The organism is Brevundimonas olei, assembly GCF_037055245.1.
Lineage (GTDB): Bacteria > Pseudomonadota > Alphaproteobacteria > Caulobacterales > Caulobacteraceae > Brevundimonas > Brevundimonas olei.
This window is the reverse complement of sequence record NZ_CP146369.1, coordinates 1494833-1511463: the sequence shown is the minus strand read 5'-3', so window position 1 is coordinate 1511463 and position 16631 is coordinate 1494833. Positions and strand designations below refer to the sequence as shown.

General features: G+C 67.8%; 15 protein-coding genes. 8 read left to right on the top strand and 7 right to left on the bottom strand.

Going from position 1 to position 16631, the window contains the following annotated elements; all coding sequences use genetic code 11:
• Positions 1-73 precede the first annotated feature (73 nt).
• Complete coding sequence (gene purM / locus V8J38_RS07190; RefSeq protein ID WP_338578468.1) at positions 74-1111, top strand: phosphoribosylformylglycinamidine cyclo-ligase; 1038 nt, start codon at positions 74-76, stop codon at positions 1109-1111.
• Between the two features lie 183 nt (positions 1112-1294).
• On the opposite strand, the gene V8J38_RS07185 is transcribed toward purM, so the two are convergent.
• A complete protein-coding gene (locus V8J38_RS07185; protein ID WP_338578467.1) occupies positions 1295-2884 on the bottom strand; it encodes a S10 family peptidase in 1590 nt (529 codons plus the stop codon).
• Between the two features lie 202 nt (positions 2885-3086).
• On the opposite strand from V8J38_RS07185, the gene purN reads away from it, so the two are divergent.
• Together purN and V8J38_RS07175 are read left to right on the top strand one after the other, a co-directional pair.
• Positions 3087-3671, top strand: coding sequence for a phosphoribosylglycinamide formyltransferase (gene purN / locus V8J38_RS07180; RefSeq protein WP_338578466.1), 585 nt, complete (start codon positions 3087-3089; stop codon positions 3669-3671).
• 116 nt (positions 3672-3787) lie between these two features.
• Complete coding sequence (locus tag V8J38_RS07175; RefSeq protein ID WP_338578465.1) at positions 3788-5860, top strand: M13 family metallopeptidase; 2073 nt, start codon at positions 3788-3790, stop codon at positions 5858-5860.
• A gap of 80 nt (positions 5861-5940) precedes the next feature.
• On the opposite strand, the gene V8J38_RS07170 is transcribed toward V8J38_RS07175, so the two are convergent.
• Positions 5941-6162, bottom strand: a complete 222-nt coding sequence (locus tag V8J38_RS07170; RefSeq protein ID WP_422388326.1) for a hypothetical protein — start codon at positions 6160-6162, stop codon at positions 5941-5943.
• A gap of 170 nt (positions 6163-6332) precedes the next feature.
• On the bottom strand, positions 6333-6752 hold the full coding sequence (gene ndk, locus V8J38_RS07165) for a nucleoside-diphosphate kinase (RefSeq protein WP_024353012.1): 420 nt from the start codon (positions 6750-6752) through the stop codon (positions 6333-6335).
• Between the two features lie 103 nt (positions 6753-6855).
• Here ndk and V8J38_RS07160 point away from each other — a divergent pair, with 103 nt between their 5' ends.
• Positions 6856-8742, top strand: a complete 1887-nt coding sequence (locus V8J38_RS07160) for an ABC-F family ATP-binding cassette domain-containing protein (RefSeq protein WP_338578464.1) — start codon at positions 6856-6858, stop codon at positions 8740-8742.
• Positions 8742-8987 carry a DUF2164 family protein gene (locus tag V8J38_RS07155; RefSeq protein WP_312218423.1) on the top strand — a complete coding sequence of 82 codons (246 nt, stop codon included), beginning with the start codon at positions 8742-8744 and terminating at the stop codon, positions 8985-8987. Before V8J38_RS07160 ends, V8J38_RS07155 begins: the two co-directional genes overlap by 1 nt.
• A 33-nt stretch (positions 8988-9020) precedes the next feature.
• Here the strand turns inward: V8J38_RS07155 and V8J38_RS07150 are convergent, their stop codons facing one another.
• The 4 genes from V8J38_RS07150 to V8J38_RS07135 form a co-directional block, all read right to left on the bottom strand.
• Positions 9021-9323: a hemolysin gene (locus V8J38_RS07150; protein ID WP_291774305.1), complete on the bottom strand. Its 303-nt coding sequence runs from the start codon at positions 9321-9323 to the stop codon at positions 9021-9023.
• Between the two features lie 16 nt (positions 9324-9339).
• Positions 9340-9582: a hypothetical protein gene (locus V8J38_RS07145; protein ID WP_291774303.1), complete on the bottom strand. Its 243-nt coding sequence runs from the start codon at positions 9580-9582 to the stop codon at positions 9340-9342.
• A gap of 137 nt (positions 9583-9719) precedes the next feature.
• Positions 9720-10181: a DNA polymerase III subunit chi gene (locus tag V8J38_RS07140; RefSeq protein WP_338578462.1), complete on the bottom strand. Its 462-nt coding sequence runs from the start codon at positions 10179-10181 to the stop codon at positions 9720-9722.
• A gap of 25 nt (positions 10182-10206) precedes the next feature.
• Positions 10207-11682 (bottom strand): leucyl aminopeptidase, encoded by a 1476-nt coding sequence (locus V8J38_RS07135; protein WP_338578461.1) that lies wholly within the window; start codon positions 11680-11682, stop codon positions 10207-10209.
• Between the two features lie 157 nt (positions 11683-11839).
• On the opposite strand from V8J38_RS07135, the gene V8J38_RS07130 reads away from it, so the two are divergent.
• The 3 genes from V8J38_RS07130 (at position 11840) to V8J38_RS07120 (ending at position 16609) form a co-directional block, all read left to right on the top strand.
• The gene (locus V8J38_RS07130) at positions 11840-12973 is read left to right on the top strand and encodes an LptF/LptG family permease (RefSeq protein ID WP_291774295.1); all 1134 of its coding nucleotides are present in this window, start codon (positions 11840-11842) and stop codon (positions 12971-12973) included.
• On the top strand, positions 12970-14073 hold the full coding sequence (gene lptG, locus V8J38_RS07125; RefSeq protein WP_291774292.1) for an LPS export ABC transporter permease LptG: 1104 nt from the start codon (positions 12970-12972) through the stop codon (positions 14071-14073). The genes V8J38_RS07130 and lptG overlap by 4 nt, the downstream gene beginning before the upstream one ends.
• A 64-nt stretch (positions 14074-14137) precedes the next feature.
• Positions 14138-16609 carry an LPS-assembly protein LptD gene (locus tag V8J38_RS07120; RefSeq protein WP_338578601.1) on the top strand — a complete coding sequence of 824 codons (2472 nt, stop codon included), beginning with the start codon at positions 14138-14140 and terminating at the stop codon, positions 16607-16609.
• Positions 16610-16631: the final 22 nt, after the last annotated feature.

The window sequence follows — 16631 nt, the reverse complement described above, 5'->3', positions numbered from 1 at the left end:
TATAGCCCCGCGCGACGCCGTCGTGGCAAGAGCGCCGCGACAAATTTTCGCCCCCGATTTCGAGCCGTGACCGATGAGCGACACCCCCGAGGCCCTAAAGAACGGCCTGACCTACGCCGACGCAGGCGTGGATATCGACGCCGGAGAACAGCTGGTCGACGCGATCAAGCCCCTGGCCAAGTCCACGCGCCGCCCCGGCGCCGAGGCTTCGCTGGGCGGTTTCGGCGCCCTGTTCGACCTGAAGGCCGCCGGTTTTGAAGACCCGCTGATCGTCACCACCACCGACGGCGTCGGCACCAAGCTGAAGATCGCCATCGAGACCGGCCGTCACGACGGCGTGGGGATCGACCTCGTCGCCATGTGCGTCAACGACCTGCTGGCCCAGGGCGCCGAGCCGCTGATGTTCCTAGACTACTACGCCACGGGCAAGCTGGACGTGGACGCCGCGCGCCGCGTCGTTGCGGGCATCGCCGAGGGCTGCCGCCAGTCGGGCAGCGCCCTGGTCGGCGGCGAAACGGCCGAGATGCCGGGCATGTATTCGGGCGGCGACTATGATCTGGCCGGCTTCTCGGTCGGCGCGGTCGAGCGCGGCAAGGTCCTGCCCTATCTGGACCAGCAGAAGCCGGGCGACGTCATCATCGGCCTGGCCTCGTCGGGGCCGCACTCGAACGGCTATTCCCTGATCCGCAAGGTGGTCGAGAAGTCCGGCCTGGCCTGGGGCGACGACGCCCCCTTCGCCAAGGACCAGACCCTGGCCCAGGCTCTGATGGAGCCGACCCGCATCTATGTGAAGCCGGTCCTGCCGCTGATGAAGGCCGACCTGATCAAGGGCGCGGCCCACATCACGGGCGGCGGCTTGATCGAGAACCCGCCGCGCTGCATCGCCGAGGGCCTTGAGGCCAGCTTCGACTGGAACGCTTGGCCCATGCCTGCCGTCTTCCAGTGGCTGGGCGAGACGGGCGGGATTTCGGACCACGAGATGCGCCGCACCTTCAACTGCGGCGTGGGCTTCATCCTGATCGTCGCGCCCGAGAACGTCGAGCCGGTGCTCGCCGCCCTGCTGAACGCAGGCGAGACGGCGTTTGTCTGCGGACAACTGCAGACGGCGTAAGGCCATCGCCTTCCGACAAGACAAAAGCCCCCGGTCAACGCGACCGGGGGCTTTTTTGTCGAATGATACCCTTCATTCCCGCTCATCCCGGCGTCCGCCGGGGTGAGCGGGAGAAAGCGGGAGCGCAAAAAAAGGCCCCGGTCGCGTGACCGGGGCCTTCTTCATTTCAGACGGTCGCCGGGATCAGCGCAGGCCGCCGTTCTCCGTCTCATTGTAGAACTTCGACAGATCGACGTGCAGTTGCTCCAGCGCCGGGCGGGCCGTGTACATCATGTGTCCGCCTTCATAGTAGGTGAACTCCAGATTCCCGCGCAGGTGCGGCTCCAGCATCATCTGGGCCAGGTCGTATTCCGTGCCGAAGAAGGGCGTGGCGGCGTCGTAATAGCCGTTCAGCGCCAGCACCTTCAGGTGCGGATTGCGACGAATGGCGGTGGCCAGGTCGACCGCCGTGTTCGGCGTCGTCTGCGGGCCGCCGACCGGCGGGCGGTGGTTCCAGTCCCAGTTGAAGCCCGGCAGGCCGCGAGCCGACTGGCGATAGTCCATCTCCGTCCGATAGTTCAGCGTCGTGGCGATGTAGTCGCGGAAGATGCTGAAATAGGCGCCGGTGATGGCGCTGCTCGAGGGATCTTCCTCGGGCGAACCGCCCACCGCATTGGCGTCAATGCCCAGATAGCGCATGTCCAGTCGGCCGATCGTCTGACGACGGTCGCGCAGCAGCTCCTTCCGGAACGGGCTGAGCTCAAGGCGCAGATTGGCCTGATCCAGGACCTCAGGCGAGATGCCGATCAGGGCGCTCATCTGCTGGGCGATCTGGGCGCGCTCGGCGTCCGAGATCAGGTGCCCCTTCGACAGGGCCGCCGCATAGGGGCCGATGGCGAATTCACGGGCGCGCTGGACGTGCTCTTCCAGGCTGGGCTTGTTCGGGATCTTGTTGTGATACCAGGCCGTCGCCGCATAGGTCGGCAGCAGGGTGACGAAGTTCTGCGGATAGCCCGGCTGGCGCACGCCGTAGTTCATGATCGAGGACAGCAGGACCACGCCGTTCAGCGACATGCCGCGATCTTCCAGCTGATGCACCAGGGCGCCGGCGCGCAGGGTGCCGTAGCTTTCGCCCAGCACGTATTTCGGGCTGGACCAGCGGTCGAACTTGGTCGTGTAGCGCATGATGGCGCGGGCGAAGGTGTCCGCATCCTGGTCCACGCCCCAGAAGGCCGAGCCCGGCGTCTCGCCCAGCGGGCGCGAATAACCGGCGCCGACCATGTCGATGAAGACCAGATCGGTCTTGTCCAGCAGGGTCATGTCGTTGGGCGCCAGATTGAACGGCCCGGGACGCTCGACCACCGGGGCGTCGGTCTGGACCCGCATCGGGCCGAAGGCGCCCATGTGCAGCCACACCGTCGGCGAACCCGGCCCGCCGTTGAACATATAGGTGATCGGGCGGCGCCCAACCGGCTGGCCGTCCAGCGTATAGGCCACATAGAAGAGGCTGGCTGTCGGCATCCCCGCGTCGTTGCGGACCGTCAGGGTGCCCGCCGTCGCCTTGTAGCGCAGGGTGCGGCCATGGGCGTTGATCGAGTGGCTGGTGGTGACTTCCGATTCATCGGCGACCGCGCGGGCCCAGTTCTTCTCGATCTGCTCGGCGTTGGCGTTACGCAGGCGATCGGCGGCCGAGCGGACCGGCCCCGAACCGCTGGACGCGGCCTCCTGAGCCATGGAAACGGCCGGCGCGGCCAACAGAGCCGCGGCGCAGGCGGCGGTCAACAGACGACGCATTCAGGTACTCCCCCTTGGATGCCGGACTCTCCGGCGCATCGACGCTAACGCCGCCGTTTCCGAAGAAGCAACGGAGTTTGCGACAGTTCAGCGACAATCGTTCGGCGGCGGCGCGCCCCTCCTCTTCGCCACGCCCTCCCTCTTGCTAAGTCGCTTTCGGGGCCGCATGGCAGTCGCGCCTTCTTTCACGCGTGAGCCGCCCATGTCCGTCGCCAAAACCCGCGTCGCCGTCCTGATCTCGGGAACCGGATCGAACATGGCCAGCCTGATCGCGGCCGGCCAGACCGCGGACGCGCCTTATGAGGTCGTGGTCGTCATCTCCAATATCGCAGGCGCGGGCGGTCTGGCGAAGGCCGCGGCGGCGGGCGTCGAGGCGCTGACCGTCGAACACAAGCCCTTCGGCAAGGACCGCGAGGCGCACGAGCGCGCCATCGACGCCCTGCTGGCCGAACGCGGCGTCCAGATCGTGGCCCTGGCCGGATACATGCGCCTGCTGACCCCGTGGCTGGTCGGGAAATGGGCCGGCCGAATGCTGAACATCCACCCGTCGCTGCTGCCGCTCTATCCGGGGCTGAACACCCACGCCCGCGCCATCGAGGCCGGCGACCTTGAGGCGGGCTGCACCGTCCACATCGTCACCGAGGGCGTCGACGAAGGCCCCGTCCTGGGCCAGGCGCGCGTGCCGATCCAGCCCGGCGACACGCCGGACATCCTGGCCGAACGGGTCAAGACGGCGGAGCACGGCCTTTATCCCCAGGCGCTCGCCGATTTCGTCCGCCGCTCGTAATCCTTAACGATTTTTAATGCGACAGGCCGTCGCAGGCGGGCGCAGTTTGCCGGCAAGCACGAATGCGCCGTCTCACTGGCGCAATCGCGCACGTCTGCACCACTGGGAAAGACCCGATGATGAAAACTCGCCTGATGGGCGCCGCCGCCATGGCCGTCGCCCTCACCTTCTCGGCCCAGCCGACCCTTGCTCAATCAAATTTGGCTCAACACGCCCACGCTTCGGCGGCCGCCTCGACCACGCCCGAGATCAAGCCCTGGGGCTTTGATCTGGACGGCCGCGACCTGACGGTGAATCCAGGCGACGACTTCAACGCCTACGCCAACGGCGTCTATCTGAAGAACACCGAGATTCCGGCCGACAAGGCCCGCTTCGGCCCGTTCGACGTCCTGTATGAGAATTCGCAGGCCCAACTGCGCGCCATCATCGAGGCCAGCGCCGCCAACCCGACCAACGCCAACGCCCAGAAGGTCGGCGCCCTGTACGCCAGCTTCATGGACGAGGCCCGCGTCAACCAGTTGGGCGCCCAGCCCCTGGCCGCCGACCTGGCCGCCATCCGCGCCGTGGCGAACCACAGCGACATGGCCCGCCTGATGGGCGCCAGCCATGAAGGCTTCGGCGGCTCCCTGTTCGGCCTGGCGGTGTTCGAGGACCTGCAGGATCCCAACGTCAACTCGGCCTATCTGGGCCAGGGCGGTCTGGGCCTGCCGGACCGCGACTACTATCTGAAGCCCGACTTCGCCACGCAGCGCGAAGCCTATGTCGCCTATGTCGCGCGCGCCCTGACCGCCGCCGGGTGGAGCAACCCGGCCCAGGCCGCCGCCGACATCCTGGCCTTCGAGACCAAGGTGGCCGAGAAGCACTGGACCACGGTCGAGCGTCGCCAGATCGACAAGATCTACAACCCGACCCCGGCGGCGCAGCTGTCGACCTTTGCGCCGGGCTTCGACTGGGCCGCCTTCCTGCAAGCCTCCAAGGTCGAGAGCGTGCCGACGCTGGTGCTGATGGAGAACACCGCCATCCCCGGCATCGCCCAGGTATTCGCCGACACCCCGATCGAGACCCTGAAGGCCTGGCAGGCCTTCCAGACCGTCGATCAGGCCAGCCCCTATCTGTCCGACGCCTTCGTCGACTCGCGCTTCGAGTTCCGCGGCAAGACCCTGCGCGGCCAGCCCGAGAACCGTCCGCGCTGGAACCGCGGCGTGGTCCTGGTCGACGGCCAGCTGGGCGAGGTGCTGGGTCAGGAGTACGTCCGCCTGCACTTCCCCGCCTCGTCCAAGACGCAGATGGAGCAGTTGGTCGCCAACCTCAGCGCCGCCATGACCGAGCGCCTGAAGGCTCTGGACTGGATGAGCGAGGCCACGCGCGAGCAGGCCCTGCTGAAGATGTCCAAGTTCGGGGTGAAGATCGGCTATCCCGAGAAGTGGCGCGACTATGACGGGCTGGAGCTGAAGGCCGACGACCTCTACGGCAACGTCGAGCGCGCCGCCGCCTTCGACTGGGCCTGGAACCGCGGCAAGATCGGCCAGCCGGTCGATCCGCTGGAGTGGGGGATGACGCCCCAGACGGTGAACGCCTACTACAACCCGCCGCGCAACGAGATCGTCTTCCCGGCCGCCATCCTGCAGGCGCCCTTCTTCGACCCGAACGCCGATCCGGCGGTCAACTACGGCGGCATCGGCGCCGTGATCGGTCACGAGATCACCCACGGCTTCGACGACCAGGGCCGCAAGACCGACGCCAACGGCGTGCTGCGCGACTGGTGGACGCCCGAGGACGCCGCCCGCTTCGAGGAGCGCGCCAAGACCCTGGGCGCCATCTACGCCGCCGAAGAGCCCGTGCCGGGGATGCACATCAACGGCGACCTGACGATGGGCGAGAACATCGCCGATCTGGGCGGGCTGCTGATGGCGCTGGACGCCTATAAGCGCAGCCTGAACGGCCAGCCGGCCCCGGTGATCGACGGCCTGACCGGCGAACAGCGCGTCTTCCTGGGCTGGGCCCAGGTGTGGCGCGAGAAGTCGCGTGAAGAGGCTCTGAAAGAGCAGCTGACCACCGACCCGCACTCGCCCGGCATGGCGCGCGCCGCCACCCCGCCGCGCAACATCGACGCCTGGTACGCCGCCTTCGGCGTCACCCCGGATCAGGCGGAGTTCATCGCCCCCGAGAAGCGCGCCCGCATCTGGTAAGCGACGCGTCCGGCGACGGACAAAAGGAAAGGGCGTCGGCTTCGCGGCCGACGCCCTTTTTTTACCGTGCAGCGAAAGCCTTACTCGTGCGGCTTCCTGGGCGTGGTGGCGGCGCCTGCGACAGCGCCTATGACGCCGCCGGCGACGGTCGCGCCGGTGTTGCCGCCGATCGCCTGACCGGCGACCGCGCCGCCCAGGGCGCCCGTGGCGGCGCGTTGTTCCGTCGTGGTGCCGCAGGCGGCCAACAGGGCCGTCAGACCGAGCACCGGGGCAAGCTTCAGCATCATCTTCATGGCGGTCATCCTTGTTCTTCTTCGAGAGGGACGGCGTGACCGTAAAAACGAAACGGCCCGCCCCCGGTTCCGGGAGCAGGCCGAATTGTCACAAGCCGCGTCGGGTCGAAAAGGCGGAGCCTTTTGACCGCGGCTTACAAAAAGCTTCCCGAAGGGCCGACGAGCGCGGCCCCTCAAGATCAGCCGACGATGTCAGCGTCGGTGAAGAACTGCTCGATCTCGATCTTGGCGTTGTCCAGCGAGTCCGAACCGTGGACCGAGTTCTCGCCGATCGACAGGGCGAACAGCTTGCGGATGGTGCCTTCGGCGGCGTCGTTCGGGTTGGTGGCGCCCATGACTTCGCGGTACTTGGCGACAGCGTTGTCGCCTTCCAGCACCTGGACGACGACCGGCTCGGCGATCATCTGCGAGACCAGTTCGCCGTAGAAGGGACGCTCGGCGTGCACTTCGTAGAATTTCTTGGCCTGGGCTTCGGTCAGCTTGACGCGGCGTTGGCCGACGATGCGCAGGCCGGCGCCTTCGATGACGGCGTTGATGGCGCCCGTCAGGTTGCGGCGGGTGGCGTCCGGCTTGATGATCGAGAACGTGCGTTCGGTCATGGGAGTGACTTCTTGTTTGGGAGTTTGAGGGTCGGCGGCTTATAGCGAGCGCCGCACATCTTTCCAATATCCCCGCGCGTAAGCCTTTTTCTTTCCGGTTCCCATGCTGCAGATCAAAAACCTGACCTACAACGCCTGGGGCCGCGAGTTCCTGGACGACGCCTCCGTCAGCCTGCCGCCGGGCTCCAAGGTCGGCCTCGTCGGCCGCAACGGCATCGGCAAGTCCACCCTGTTCAAGCTGATCCTGGGCGAACTGGCCGCCAACGGCGACGAAATCTCCCTGCCCAAGACCGCCCGCATCGGCTCGGTCGATCAGGAACACCCCGCCACGCCGGTCAGCGTCCTGGACACCATCCTGGAAGCCGACGTCGAGCGCCACGACCTGCTGACCCGGCTGGAAACCGCCGAGCCCGAGGAAATGGGCGAGATCTGGGGCCGTCTGATCGAGATCGACGCCGACAGCGCGCCGGCCCGCGCGTCCGAAATCCTGGCCGGTCTGGGCTTCAGCCATGACGACATCCTGCGCCCGATGGCCGAGTTCTCGGGCGGGTGGCGGATGCGCGTCGCCCTGGCCGCCGCCCTGTTCGCCGAGCCGGACATGCTGCTGCTGGACGAACCGACCAACTACCTCGACCTGGAAGGCGCCCTGTGGCTGGAGCAGCGGCTGAAGCGCTATCCGCACACGGCCCTGATCATCAGCCACGACCGCGAGCTGCTGAACGGCGTCTGCACCCACATCCTGCAACTGTCGAACCGCAAGCTGGACCTCTACACCGGCAACTACGACACCTTCGAAAAGACGCGGGCCGAAAAACTGCGCCTGATGGCGTCGACCCAGGCCAAGCAGGACGCCGAGCGCGCCCACCTGCAGAAGTTCATCGACCGCTTCAAGGCCAAGGCGTCGAAGGCCACGCAGGCCCAGTCGCGCGTCAAGCGGCTGGAGAAGATGCAGCGCATCGAACTGCCGCCGGAAGAGCGCGTCGCCCCCTTCACCCTGCCCTCGCCGGAACGTCCCCTGCCCCCACCGTTGATCCGGCTGGAGAGGGCCAACGTGGGCTATGAGCCGGGCAAGCCGATCCTGAAGAACCTGAACCTGCGGATGGATCTGGACGACCGCATCGGCCTGCTGGGCGTCAACGGCGCAGGCAAGTCGACCTTCGCCAAGCTGATCGCCAAGGCCCTGACCATCGAGACGGGCGAGTTCCACCGCGACGGCAAGATGCGCGTGGGCTGGTTCCACCAGCACCAGATCGAGGCGATGGACCCGACCGACACGCCGCTGGAGATCATCCGCCGCGCCATGCCGGACGCCTCGGAAAGCAGCCGCCGCAGCCGTCTGGCCCAGTTCGGCCTGCCGTTCGAGAAGCAGGAGACCACCGTCGGCGCCCTGTCCGGCGGCGAGCGGGCGCGCCTGCTGCTGAACCTGGTGGCGATGGACGCGCCGCACATCCTGATCCTCGACGAACCGACCAACCACCTGGATATCGACAGCCGCCGCGCCCTGCTGGACGCGCTGAACGAATATACGGGCGCGGTCATCCTGATCACCCACGACCGCTCGCTGATGGAGCTGGTGGCCGACCGCCTGTGGCTGGCCGCCGATGGCTCAGTGAAGCCGTTCGACGGCGACATGGACGACTATCAGAAGTTCGTCCTCGACCGCGCCAAACAGGCGGGCATGAAGCCCAGCCAGGTCAAGCATGAGGAAGCCGTGGCCCAGGCCCCGGCGCCCGCCGCCGCGCCCAAGAGCGACAAGAAGAAGGGACCGTCCCCGTCCACCCTCCGCCATGCGGTGAAGAAGGCCGAGGATCGGATGGCCCAGCTGACCGCCGATCTGGCGCGTCTGGACGACGACATGGCCAACGCCGCCGTCAATGATCCCAAGAAGCTGGAAGGCCTGACCCGCGCCCGCGCCAAGGCCCAGTCAGATCTGGATCAGGCCGAAGCCGACTGGATCGCCGCCGAAGAAGCCCTGGCGGAGGTGGCGTGATGGCCAAGGCGCCGCCGCCCCTGCTGACCAAGGACGAGATGCAGGAGGCGGCCGCCCGCCTGCAGGCCTATCTGCGCGACGAGATGGAGGTCGAGGTCGGCCGCCTGCCCGCCGAGATGCTGGTCGAGTTCATCGGCCAGGACATCGGCCGCCTGTTCTACAACCGCGGCCTGCGCGACGCCGAAACCGTGGTGCGCCAGAAGGTAGAGGACGTCGCCGACGCCCTCTACGGCCTGGAGCGATAAGTTCCGCCGGGATGAGCGGATATTCCAGGGACCTTACCCGCAGCTGACCCGCGTCACGACTTCCGTCTTGTCGTCGTAGGTGAAGGTCACGCGGTTATCCCGATAATCCATGGTCGCCGCGCAGCTGCTGCACAGGACGCGGAAGATGCGGCCTTCCGGCGCGGTCGGAATGGTCGAGCGGTTGCGACCGACATAGTCCTGATAGTCGCTGGCCTTGCAGGCGACGGGCGTGGCTTCGCCGCCCGGCGCCGGCGTTGCGCCGCCGCCCTGGGTCGGGGCGCAGGCGGCCAGCGCCAGGAATCCCGCAGCGGCGCTCAGGGTCAGAATGGATTTCATGGCGGCGTCCTTTCGATCAGCCGCAGCGGACCTGTTCGATCAGGCCCGTCTGCCTATTATAGAAAATATTCAAACGGTAAGGCGAATAATCTTCAGTGATGGGACAGGTCGTGCAGGCAACGCGCCGGTTCACCACATCCACCGGAACGGGGATTTCGCTGCGGGGTTTCCCAACCAGCCACTGAAACTCATCGGCGTTGCACATCTTCGCCCCAGCCGCAGCAGAACGATCCGAACCGGAACGGGCTGAAGTCGCCACGCCCGGTTCAGAGAGATAGGGCCGCTCGGTCGAGGACACAGGCGGCGACGGCGTCGCAGCGGGCGCGGTCGGCTGCGTGGGATAGCGCGGCGGGGGCGAGGCGCAGGCCGCCACGGCCAGAGCGCCGAGCGTCAGGATCAGGCCGCCTTTTCCCAGCGCCCCTCGTCCGATTGTTTCCAGTAGGCCAGGTCGGCGCCGTCCGCCTTCAGCGTCCGCCAGCGCCCGCGCGCATGGTTCAGCGCCTGCTCGTCCCGACCGTCGAAGATGATGAAGCAACGTGCGAACTCCTGCATGGCCCCAAGCTCTGAATCATCGACGATGAACAGCGCCTGAGCGCCATTCAGATTCTCGCCCGATTCGGACAGGAGCACAGGCTGGCGCGCGGCATGGTCGCCGTCGGCCCGTCCGTGAGGCAGGAAACTGTCGTCGCGATAGGTCCACAACAGCTCGTCGATATCGTCGAGCCGGTGCGAGGTCGCGCCCCGGATCAGGGCGCGCCAGTCCCGCTGAAGCGTGCGCTCCAGCAAGGTCGGCAGCACCTGTTCCAGCGTCGACCGCTCCAGGTGGTAGAACCAGATTTCCGGCTTGGCGTCAGACACCCGGCCCTACCTTCCTGAACTGAGATCAGCCTTCGTAGTGGTCGGCGACCATGCGGTCGAGCAGACGCACGCCATAGCCCACGGCGCCGTCCGGCACGGTCGGGTTCTTGGAATCCTTGACCCAGGCGGTCGAGGCGATGTCGATGTGCGCCCACGGCACGCCGTTGGTGAAGCGTTGCAGGAACAGGGCGGCGGTGATCGAGCCCCCGGCGCGGCCGTTGCCCATGTTCTTCACATCGGCGATCGGGCTGTCGATGTGGCGGTCGTATTCCGCCGGGATCGGCATCCGCCACGACTTCTCGCCCACCTTGGGACCGGCGTCGGCGATGTTGGCGGCCAGTTCATCGCTGTTGGTGAAGACGCCCGCATATTCCAGGCCCAGCGAGATGATGATGGCGCCCGTCAGGGTGGCCAGGTCGATCATGAACTTCGGCTTGAAACGGTCCTGCGTGTACCAGAGCGCGTCCGCCAGAACGAGGCGGCCCTCGGCGTCGGTGTTCAGCACCTCGATGGTCTGGCCCGACATGGAGGTGACCACGTCGCCCGGACGCTGGGCGGCGCCGTCAGGCATGTTCTCGACCAGACCCAGGACGCCGACGACGTTCACCTTGGCCTTTCGGCCGGCCAGGGCGTGCATCAGGCCCGCCACGGCGGCGGCGCCGCCCATGTCCCACTTCATCTCTTCCATGCCGTCGGCGGGCTTCAGGCTGATGCCGCCGGTGTCGAAGCAGACGCCCTTGCCGACGAAGGCGATGGGGGCCTCGCCCGCCTTGCCGCCGTTCCACTGGATGACGGCCAGCTGACTTTCACGCACCGAGCCCATGCCGACGCCGAGCAGCGAGCCCATGCCGAGCTTCTCCATCTCGGCTTCGCCCAGGATCTCGACCTTGGCGCCCAGGGCCTCCAGCTCCTTCACGCGGCGCGCGAACTCGACCGGGTACAGGATGTTGGCGGGTTCAGACACCAGATCGCGCGAGAACAGCACCGCGTCAGCCACGGCCGACAGCGGGGCGAAGGCGGCCTCGGCGGCCTTCACGTCCGAGGTCACGACGCGCACCGTCGTCACCGACGGGATCTTCTCGGCCTTCTGCTTGGTCAGGTATTTGGCGAAGCGATAGGCGGCCAGGCGCACGGCGAAGCCGGCGCGGGCGGCCAGCTCCGGCGACAGGTGCGAGACATCGATCGTCAGGACTTCGGCGCCCGACAGCTTGGTCGCCTGATAGGCGGCGGCGGCGGCGGTTTCGACCGCCAGATCGTCCAGCTTGTCCGCCGCGCCCGCGCCGACCAGCAGGACGGCGTTCGCGTCGATCCCGGCCGGGGCCGCGACGTTCAGGCTGCTGTTGGCGGCGCCGGTGAAGCGGCTGTTCTTCATCGCCTTGGCCAGGGCGCCCGAGGCGGCCTGATCCAGCGCCGAACCGGCGCCGGCGAGGGCTCGTCCTTCATGCGCCAGCACGGCAAGAATCTCGGCGGCGCCGGGCGAAGCGACGAATTCGATTTTCATTAAACTGACTCCAGGCCGGAAATCTTGCCCCGGCCACGCTTGAATTTGCCATGGTCGCGGCGACGGTTTCGTCGGGGCGGCCGGATGTGTATTACATGGCTCGCATCGCCCTGGGCTGCAACACGCTCGCAGCCGATTATACGACCTTACCCGCCGCATGACCCTGATTCAGAGGTATCTTTTCCGCCAGATCGGTCTGCCCATCGTGGCGGCGGTCGCGGCGCTGGCCGGCATCGGCCTGCTGAGCCAGAGCCTGGATCAGCTGGAGGTCATCGTCGAGCGCGGCCAGAGCGTCTGGGTCATGGTCAAGCTGACCCTGCTGGCCCTGCCGCAGCTGATCGCCGTCATCCTGCCCATCGGCCTGTTCGTCGGCGCCCTGATCGCCCTGACGCGGCTGCAGCGGGAACAAGAGCTGACCGCCGCCTACGCCGCCGGGGTCAGCCGCTGGGCCCTCATCCGGCCGGCCCTGCAGATCGCCCTGATCGTCACCGTCGTCGCCCTGCTGGTGAATGTCTTCGTCCAGCCCTGGGCCCAGCGCGAGGGCCGCCGTCAGGCCTTCGCCATCCGCACCGACCTGGCCGCCCTGCTGGTCGAGGAAGGCCGCTTCGTCCAGGGCCCGGACGGCCTGACCGTCTATGTCCAGCAGATCGAGCAGAACGGTCTGATGAAGAACCTCTTCGTCTATCTGGACAACGGCAAGACGGTCACGACCTGGGACGCCGACACCGCCCGGTTCGGCCGCGTCGACGGCCTGCCGGTGCTGACCATGCAGAACGGATCGATGCAGCGCTATTCCTCGCGCGAGGTGCTGAACCAGCTGTCGTTCGACCAGCAGGTGTTCGACCTGTCGCCCTACGCCAAGACCACAGAGCGCATCCGCTTCAAGCCGTCGGACCTGTGGCTGACGGACCTGTTCGACCCGACCCCCGCCCTGCTGGAGAGCGCCGGAACACGCGGCGAACTGGCGGCCGAGGGCCATTCGCGACTGGCCTCGCCCCTCTATGCTCTCGCGGCCATGGCCTTTGCGCTGGCGGCCATCCTCGGCGGGGCCTTCAGCCGCAGCGGCTACGCCGGACGCATCGCCAGGGCCGCCGGGGCCTTTCTGATCCTGCGCGTCATCGGCTACGGCCTGGTGGCGGGCAGCGCCTGGAACGGCGCGCTGAACATCCTGCAGTACGTCGTGCCGCTGGCGGCGACCGCCCTGGCCCTGCGCATTCTGTTCCGCGCGCTCAAGCCGCGCCGTCGCCGCGCCTGGGCGCCGCTGGAACGCCTGAAGGCGAGGTTCGCATGAAGCTCCGTCTCGGCCGCATCGAACGCTATGTGCTGATCCAGCAGATGAAGTCGCTGGGCGTGGCCCTGGCCGTCATCGCCGCCCTGGTCATGCTGATCGACTTCGTCGAGGTCTCGCGCGGGCTGAACTCGTCGGGCGAGCTGTCGGGGGGGCGCATCCTGGGCCTGGTGATGGTCAAGTCGCCCTCGGTCATCGTGCAGCTTCTGCCCTTCGTCTTCCTGTTCGGCACCCTGGGGGCCTTCGTCAGCCTGAACCGGCGCAGCGAGCTGATCGCCATGCGGGCGGCGGGCGTCTCGGCCTGGCGCTTCGTCCTGCCGGCGGCGGGCGCGGCGGTGGCCCTGGGCGTGCTGACGGTCACGGTCCTGGGGCCGATGGCGGCGGCGGGCGACGCGGTGTGGCAGCGCGAACGCGCCCGCATCTCCGGCTCCGTCCCCGGCGGCGCGTCCAACGAGGCGGTCTGGCTGCGCGAGGGCGACGCCAACCGCCAGATGATCATTCGCGGCGCCCGGCAGGAACAGGCCAGCGGGCGGCTGCTGGACGCGACCTTCTTCATCTACACCACCACCTCCTCGGGGCGGCGCGTCTTCACCGAGCGCATCGACGCGGCGACGGCTTCGCTCAACGCTGGGCGCTGGCGGCTGACCGATGCGGCGGGCGCTCAGACGGGCCAGCGAGCGGTGCGCTACGCCACCCTAGACCTGCCGTCCAACCTGGCCGACGAGGAAGCCTTCCAGCGCTTCGCCCGACCGCAGTCGACGCCCTTCTGGTCCCTGCCCAACCAGATTCGCCGCATCGAGGATGCGGGCTTCGCCTCGACCGCCTATCAGCTGCGGCTGCAACAGCTTCTGGCCACGCCCCTGATCTTCGGCGCCATGTCCATCCTCGCGGCGGCCTTCTCGCTGCGGCTGATGCGGTTGGGCGATCTGGCGCGGATGACCGTGGCCGCCGTGGTGCTGGGCTTCGCCTTCTTCTTCCTGAACCAGTTCTCGTCCGCCATGGGTTCGGCCGAGGTCGTTCCGCCCGTGATCGCCGCCTGGTTGCCCCCGATATTGACGGCTCTCGCCGCCTTTACCTTGCTGATCTATACCGAAGACGGCTAATCGGGCCGTTTCCGCCCGGCCGGCAATGAGTGGACAACGCATGACCAATCGCCGTCTCCCCCGTATGGGAGCCTTGCGTCTTCGGCTTTTGACCGGCGCGGCGTTGGTCATAGGCGCGCCCCTGTCTCAGCCGGCGTTCGCCCAAGCCGCCCAGGCCCAGGAAGCCCCCGCCTCCGCCTCGGCGCAGCCGGCGGCCGCGACGCCGCAGACGCCGGGCGCAGACGGCCTGACGCCCGACGCCGTCTTCGTCGATGCGGATTCCGCCCAGCGCCAGGGCGACGTCGTCTCGGCCCAGGGCTCGCCCGAGGATCGGGTCATGGCCCGCTTCCAGGACCACAGCCTGCGCGCCCAGGACGTCACCTATGACCTGCAGAGCCGCATCGCCACGGCCTCGGGCGACGCGGAGTTGACCGCGCCGGACGGCTCGGTCGTCCACGCCGAGCGGATCGAGCTCGATTCCGATCTCAAGGCGGGCGTGGCCGTCGACCTGGCCACGCGCCTGTCGAACGGCTCCAGCCTGATGGCCGCCACCGCCGTGCGCCGCTCCGAGACGGTCAGCGAGCTGAACAACGTCATCTTCACCCCCTGCCCCATCTGCACCGTGGACGGCGCGGCCAAGACGCCCAGCGTCTCCATCCAGGCCTCCAAGGCGGTGCAGAACGAGGAGCTGCGCGCCATCCTCTATCGCGACGTGGTGTTCCGCCTGGGCGGAGTGCCGATCTTCTACCTGCCCGCCTTCTCGCATCCTGACCCGACGGTGGACCGGGCGTCGGGCTTCCTGGTGCCGTGGGGCGACTATCAGTCCGGCCGGGGGGTCTCGCTCGAGATTCCCTATCTGCACGTCATCTCGCCGTCCGAAGACGTGCTGGTCAGCCCGCAGTTCAACACCCGGGTCGCCCCCATGCTGAACCTGCAATGGCGCAAGCGTTTCACCGACGGCGTCATCGTGGCCCGCGGCGGGGCCACCTACGGCCGCAGCTTCGGGGACTTCGACCTGGACGGCGACGGCCGCGCGGAAAGCAACGTCCGCTTCGGCGACAAGACCACGCGCAGCTATCTGCTGGCTCACGGCGCATTCGATCCGGACGGCCCGTGGCGCTGGGGCTTCACGGCCGAGCGCGTCTCGGACAAGACCCTGTTCGACCGCTATGACGTGCGCGACGCCTATCAGGACAACGGCCTCTACTACGGCGACAGCCGCCGCCTGATCAGCCAGATCTACGCCGAGCGCCAGACCGAGCGCTCCTATCTGTCGGTCGCGGCCTTCGCCATGCAGAGCCTGCGGCTCGATCCGTCCTATTCGGACACCGACTTCCGCGATTCCAGCGGCTACCTGGTGTTCGAGGACGACAACACCCTGCCGCTGGTGGCGCCCCTGATCGAGGCGCGCTGGGAGCCGGAAGGCCCCGTCTTCGGCGGCCGCCTGCGTCTGCGCGGCTCGGCCGTGGCGCTGACCCGAGACGCCTATGTCGGCTTCCCGACCCTGGCGCCGGAGCTGATTCCGGGCGGCCCGACCGACGGCCTGCCCGGCGTCGACAGCCGCCGCATCACCGGCCAGGCGGAATGGCGCCGGGTGATGATCTCGCCGATCGGCCTGCGCTGGGAGCCGTTCGTGGATCTGCGGGCCGACTTCTATTCCGTCGACGACCTGCCGCCCTCCCTGGGCGTCGAGGACCAAACCCACGCCCGCGCGCGGACCAGCGCCGGGGTCGATGTCAGCTATCCCCTGTATCGCCGCCTCAGCGCCTCGTCCGACCTGATCCTGGAGCCGATGGCCCAGCTGTCGATCTCCAACAAGGCCGACCTCGACCCGCTCATTCCGAACGAGGACAGCCAGATCACCGAACTGGACCATCTGTCGCTGTTCCGCATGGACCGCTTCCCCGGCTACGACCTGCTGGAAGGCGGCCTGCGCTTCACGGCGGGCGCCCGCGCCACCCTGCGCTGGGACGATGTGCGCTCGGCCAGCCTCTTCATCGGCCGCAGCATGCGCGCCGACGATCAGGACGAGTATCTGACGCCGATCCCGGATGATCCGACCCGCCTCTACGACCCCTCGGGCCTGGCCAGCCGGACGTCCGACTGGGTGGTGCAAGGCACGTTCAATCCCTCGGACCGAATGCGCGGCTGGTTCCACGCCACGGTCGACGGCAACGGCGAAATCCGCCGCGCCGAGGCCACGGTCGACGGCCGCTGGGGGCGTCGCAACCTGGCCAGCGTCAGCTACATCGTCGATCGCTCCAACCCGCTGGGCGGACCCGAGAACCGCAACTACGAGTTCGTCCAGCTGTCCGGTCATCAGTTCGTCTACGGCAACTGGGGCGTGGCGGTGACCGGGATCGCCGACCTGGAGCGGGACATCATCACCCGGTCGGAGGTCGGCCTGCTGTTCGACGACGACTGCTTCCGCATCGAGCTGGGTTGGCGCCGCGACAATACCCGCGTGCGGCCGACGGGCCCGGCCGAAGGTGTTTACATCCGTCTTAACCTCGCCACTTTTGGGGCTTCAGGCTATGATCGCAATGATATGCGGTAGGCATGACGCGCATTGCGGCGTA